The organism is Cupriavidus sp. GW821-FHT07C08 (assembly GCF_059419025.1).
Map to the genome: position 1 here is coordinate 98,749 of NZ_JBWKQZ010000034.1, position 5,201 is coordinate 103,949.

Genomic DNA, 5,201 nt, shown 5'->3' on the forward strand with positions numbered 1-5,201 from the left:
TTGGAGCGGGAGACGAGTCTCGAACTCGCGACCTCAACCTTGGCAAGGTTGCGCTCTACCAACTGAGCTACTCCCGCAGGGGCACTACCAAAATCCAAATAAGGTGTTTTATGCCGCAACACGCTGTTATCTCACAACATCTTGCGCTAAACCAACCTTATCTCGCTGCTTTCGTTTGCGTCGTCAGCAACGAGAATGAGATTATGCAAAGAACTGCTCTCGTCGTCAACACCTTTTCAAAAATTCTTTTCACTTTTGCGCGCCGGCGCGCGCCACCATCCCGCTGCGCTCGCGGATCTGCGGCCAGGCGAGCTTCATGTAATAGAACATCGACCACAGCGTCAGCACTGCCGCCACGTAGATCATCCACGTGCCGAGCAGGTGGGCATCGAAGCCGAGCAGGCGGTCGCTGTACAGCAGCAGCGGGATCGCCACCATCTGCACCGTGGTCTTGAGCTTGCCGAGGAAGTTCACCGCGACGCTCTTGGAAGCGCCGATCTGCGCCATCCATTCACGCAGCGCCGAAATGGTGATCTCGCGCCCGATGATCACCAGCGCGATCAGGTCCGTGACCCGGCCCAGCGCCAGCAGCGAAAGCAGCGCCGCCGTCACCATCAGCTTGTCGGCGACCGGGTCCAGGAAGGCGCCGAACGACGAGGTCTGGTTCCAGCGCCGCGCAAGGAACCCGTCCAGCCAGTCCGTGACCGCGGCAATGATGAAAAACGACGCCGCCGTCAGGTTCTTGGCATGCATCGGCAGCCACGCGTCGGGCAGGTAGAACACGCCTACCACCAGTGGAATCATGGCGACACGAAGCCAGGTCAGCAGGATCGGGAAATTGAAGGGCATGGAACTCGGGCGGCGGGGGACGGTAACCAATCTTGCGATTGTCGCCGATTTCCGGACCAATCGACCATCATTGGCCAATTTCCCGCCCCGCACCGCCCCGCGGCCCCGCGCGCTCAGTGCAACTGCCGGTAGATCTCTTCGGCCAGGCCGCGTGAAATGCCCTCGACGCTGGCCAGCTCGTCGATGCTGGCGGCCATCACGCCGCGCAGCCCGCCAAAGCGGGTCAGCAGCTTCTGGCGCCGGCGCGCGCCGATGCCCTCGATCTCTTCCAGGCGCGAGGTGGTGCGCGTCTTGGCGCGGCGCGCGCGCATGCCGGTGATGGCAAAGCGGTGCGCCTCGTCGCGGATCTGCGCCACCAGCATCAGCGCGGCGCTGCCCTGCCCCAGCTCCAGCGAGGGGCGGCCATCGGCGAACACCAGCGTCTCCAGGCCGACCTTGCGGCCCTCGCCCTTGGCCACGCCGACCAGCAGGCCGATATCCAGCCCAAGCTCTTCGAACACCTGCCGCGCCACCTCGACCTGGCCCTTGCCGCCGTCGATCAGCACGATCTGCGGCACCTGCGCCGCGGCCTCCATGCCGCCGTCTTCCTGGATCTGCTCGACCAGCTTCTGGTAGCGCCGCGTCAGCACCTGGCGCATGGCCGCGTAGTCATCGCCCGGGATGATGTCCTGGATGTTGTAGCGGCGGTATTCACTGTTCTGCATGTCGTGGTGGTGGTACACCACGCACGATGCCTGGGTGGCCTCCCCAGCGGTATGGCTGATATCGAAGCACTCCGCGCGCAGCAGCGCCAGGTCTTCCAGATCCAGCCCGATGGTTTCGGCCAGCGCGCGCGTGCGCGCCTCCTGGCTGCCCTGCTCGGCCAGCCGGCGCGACAGCGCCAGCGCCGCGCCCTGCTGCGCCATCTCCAGCCAGACCTTGCGCTGGCCCTGCGGCTGGCGCACCAGCGTGACCTTGCGCCCGGCGTGCAGCGTCAGCGCCTCGAGCACCGTGGCATCGTCCGGCGCATGGCTGACGACGATGATAGGCGGCGCCGGCTGCTCCAGGTAGTGCTGCACCATGAAGGCCGACAGCACCCGCGTGGCGATGCGGTCGACGGTCAGCGGCAGCGCGGCTGCGGCGCTGTCCGCCCCATCCTCACGCTCCTCGGCGCGTTCATCGGCATCCTCGACGATCATCGCCGCTTCGTCGGCATGGGCCGGGAAGTAGGCCTTGTCGCCCAGATGGCGGCTGCCGCGCACCATGGCCAGGTTGACGCAGGCACGCCCGCCCTCCACCGCCACGGCCAGCACGTCGATGTCGCGCGCCTGCCCGCCCACTTCTTCCACCGCCTGGCGCTTGAGCACGGTCGACAGCGCCGCGATCTGGTCGCGCACGGCCGCGGCCTGCTCGAACTCCAGCCGCTCGGCGTGCTGCTCCATCTTGCCCTGCAGGCCTTCCAGCACTTCGGTCTGGCGGCCTTGCAGGAAGCGCGCCGCGTTGGCGACATCGCGCGCATAGTCTTCTTCGCTGATGGCGTTGACGCACGGCCCGGTGCAGCGGTGGATCTGGTGCAGCAGGCACGGCCGCGTACGGTTGTTGAAGACGGTGTCCTCGCAGGTGCGCAACTGGAACACCTTCTGCAGGATCTGCATGCTCTCGCGCACCGCGTAGGCGCTCGGGAACGGTCCAAAGTACTGGTGCTTGCGGTCGGTGGCGCCGCGGTAGTACGCCATGCGCGGGAAGCGGTGCCCGGTCAGCTTCAGGAACGGGTACGACTTGTCGTCGCGGAACAGGATGTTGTAGCGCGGCGCCAGCGCCTTGATCAGGTTGTTCTCGAGCAGCAGCGCCTCGGCCTCGGTGCGCACCACGGTGGTATCGATGCGGGCAATGCGCGCCACCATCATCGCAATGCGCGGCGACAACTGGGTCTTGTTGAAATAGCTCGATACCCGCTTCTTCAGGTCACGCGCCTTGCCCACGTACAGCACATTGCCGGCCGCGTCGAAATAGCGGTACACGCCCGGCAGGCCAGGCAGGCGGGAAATGACCGGGCGCGGATCGAATGGCTCCGGCGGCGCTTCAACAGACGCCTCGGCAGTCACCTCGGTTGGCTGGGGGGCCGGCGTTTCGGGCGGCATTTCGGCCGGAACTTCGTCGGCGGGTTTCGGGGAATCGGGTTGCTGGTCGGACATTGGGGACGGTGACCGCTACACGGCCTGCGCGCATCAAAACGGCATGGCCTCTAAAATCGCAAGTTTAGAGCAATTCAGCGCGCGCCCCACCCGCGCGCCCGTCACCTGTCATGCCTATCCGCTCCTGGGACATCTTCTGCACCGTGATCGACAACTTCGGCGACATCGGCGTCTGCTGGCGGCTGGCCCGCCAACTCGCGCAGGAGCATGGGCACGCGGTGCGGCTGTGGGTCGATGACCTCGCCAGCTTCGCGCGGCTGGCGCCGGAACTCGATACCGGCGCCACCGTGCAGCGCCTGGCGGGCGTGGAAATTCGTCCGTGGCGGCCGGGTGGCGATAGCCACGTGGATGACACCGCCGGGGCCGAGCCACACGATGCCGTCATCGAAGCCTTCGCCTGCGATGTGCCGCAAGCCTTCCTGGCCCGCATGGCCGCGCGTGACCCCAAACCCGCCTGGATCAACCTGGAATACCTGAGCGCCGAGCCGTGGGTACGGGAGCACCATGCGATGCCTTCACCCCATCCGCGGCTGCCGCTAGTGAAGCATTTCTTCTTCCCCGGCTTCGAGCCGGGCACCGGCGGCCTGCTGCGGGAATCGATGCTGGGCGCGCAGCGCGCCGCCTTCCTCGGCGGCACGGCCGCCCAGGCGGCCTTGTGGCACCGGCTGAGCGTGACACCCCGGCCCGATGCGCTGCGCGTGAGCCTGTTTGCCTACCGCAACCCGGCCCTGCCCGCGCTGCTGGAGCAATGGCGCGATGCCGCCGAGGCGGTCCATTGCCTGGTGCCCGCAGGCCTGGCCGCGGACCAGGTCGCCGAATGGCTGGGCGCCCCGCTGCGGATTGGCGACCCGGTGGAACGCGGCAGCCTGTGCGTGCAGCTGATCCCTTTCGTACGCCAGGAGCACTTTGACGAACTGCTGTGGGCCTGCGACCTGAACTTCGTGCGCGGCGAGGATTCCTTCGTGCGCGCGCAATGGGCGGCGCGGCCGCTGGTGTGGCATATCTACCCGCAGGACGATGCCGCGCACCGGGTCAAGCTGGACGCCTGGCTCGACCTGTTCGGCCAGGGCGGCGTGGCGCCGGAAGCAGCGGCCGCGCTGACGGACTTCTGGCACGCCTGGAACGGCTATGGCAATGCCGTGGACTGGCCGCGCCTGCGTGCGCACCTGCCGGCACTTGCCGCAATCGCACCGCGCTGGGAGCGGCGCATGCAGCATCCCGGCGATCTTGCCGCCAACCTGGTGGCGCTTTGCGAAAATCAGGTAAAATGATCGGTTGATTCAAATGGCGACCGGGCCGGAGAACCAGGGCCTTTCCCAGGCGTCAGACCGACACTGGGCGAAGACCTGAATGCAAGCTGAGCACGGGGTCGCGAGCGCGTGAACGCCTCTCGTTGGGGCTCACAGGCTCACCGCAGGTGATGCCGGCAGCGCGCCTTCGCCATTCCAAATTCCTACTTTCTATTTCAGGAAAACAGTTCAGATGAAAATCGCACAGGAACTCCGCGTCGGTAACGTGTTCATGATCGGCGGCGATCCGATGGTCGTGCAGAAGGCCGAATACAACAAGTCGGGCCGCAACGCCGCTGTGGTCAAGATGAAGTACAAGAACCTGCTGACGGACGCACCGGGCGAGTCGGTGTTCAAGGCCGACGACAAGTTCGAAGTCGTGGTGCTCGAGCGCCGCGAATGCACCTACTCGTACTTCGCTGACCCGATGTACGTGTTCATGGACGCCGACTACAACCAGTACGAAGTCGAGAAGGACAGCATGGGCGACTCGCTGAACTACCTCGAAGACGGCATGAACGTCGAAGTGGTGTTCTACAACGACAAGGCCATCTCGGTTGAAATGCCGACCACGCTGGTCCGCGAAATCGTCTACACCGAGCCGGCCGTCAAGGGCGACACCTCGTCGGGCAAGGTGCTCAAGGGCGCCAAGATCAACACCGGCTTCGAGCTGCAAGTGCCGCTGTTCTGCAACATCGGCGACAAGATCGAAATCGACACCCGCACCGGCGAATACCGCAGCCGCGCCAACTAAGGCGCTCGCTTCGCCCCGCCTCAGCGCGGGGCCGGTCAACAAAAATGGCAGCCTCGGCTGTAATGCCGTTCAGTTAAGAGCTGAACGGCATTTTTGTATGTAGCGTCAGAGGAAGTTGTAAACGCTGCGCCGAAG

General features: G+C 65.5%; 4 protein-coding genes and 1 tRNA gene. 2 read left to right on the forward strand and 3 right to left on the reverse strand.

Annotation, left to right across the window (positions count from 1 at the left end):
- Nucleotide 1: 1 nt before the first annotated feature.
- The 3 genes from AC07UK_RS32230 to uvrC all read right to left on the reverse strand — a co-directional run bounded on the left by AC07UK_RS32230 (nucleotide 2) and on the right by uvrC (nucleotide 2,969).
- Nucleotides 2–77, reverse strand: a tRNA-Gly gene (locus AC07UK_RS32230).
- A gap of 172 nt (nucleotides 78–249) precedes the next feature.
- On the reverse strand, nucleotides 250–849 hold the full coding sequence (gene pgsA / locus AC07UK_RS32235) for a CDP-diacylglycerol--glycerol-3-phosphate 3-phosphatidyltransferase (RefSeq protein ID WP_013957352.1): 600 nt from the start codon (nucleotides 847–849) through the stop codon (nucleotides 250–252).
- A gap of 113 nt (nucleotides 850–962) precedes the next feature.
- Complete coding sequence (uvrC, locus tag AC07UK_RS32240) at nucleotides 963–2,969, reverse strand: excinuclease ABC subunit UvrC (RefSeq protein ID WP_494687318.1); 2,007 nt, start codon at nucleotides 2,967–2,969, stop codon at nucleotides 963–965.
- A gap of 164 nt (nucleotides 2,970–3,133) precedes the next feature.
- Here uvrC and earP point away from each other — a divergent pair, with 164 nt between their 5' ends.
- Together earP and efp are read left to right on the forward strand one after the other, a co-directional pair.
- Entirely contained in the window at nucleotides 3,134–4,294 is a 1,161-nt protein-coding gene (gene earP, locus AC07UK_RS32245) for an elongation factor P maturation arginine rhamnosyltransferase EarP (protein ID WP_494687317.1), read from the forward strand.
- Nucleotides 4,295–4,505: 211 nt separating this feature from the next.
- A complete protein-coding gene (efp, locus tag AC07UK_RS32250; RefSeq protein ID WP_010814696.1) occupies nucleotides 4,506–5,066 on the forward strand; it encodes an elongation factor P in 561 nt (186 codons plus the stop codon).
- Nucleotides 5,067–5,201: the final 135 nt, after the last annotated feature.

Excerpts from the sequence above, each read along its gene's own strand:
- pgsA (WP_013957352.1), bottom strand. The coding sequence starts at position 849 with ATGCCCTTCAATTTCCCGATCCTGCTGACCTGGCTTCGTGTCGCCATG.
- uvrC (WP_494687318.1), bottom strand. The coding sequence starts at position 2,969 with ATGCCGCCCGAAACGCCGGCCCCCCAGCCAACCGAGGTGACTGCCGAG.
- earP (WP_494687317.1), top strand. The coding sequence starts at position 3,134 with ATGCCTATCCGCTCCTGGGACATCTTCTGCACCGTGATCGACAACTTC.
- efp (WP_010814696.1), top strand. The coding sequence starts at position 4,506 with ATGAAAATCGCACAGGAACTCCGCGTCGGTAACGTGTTCATGATCGGC.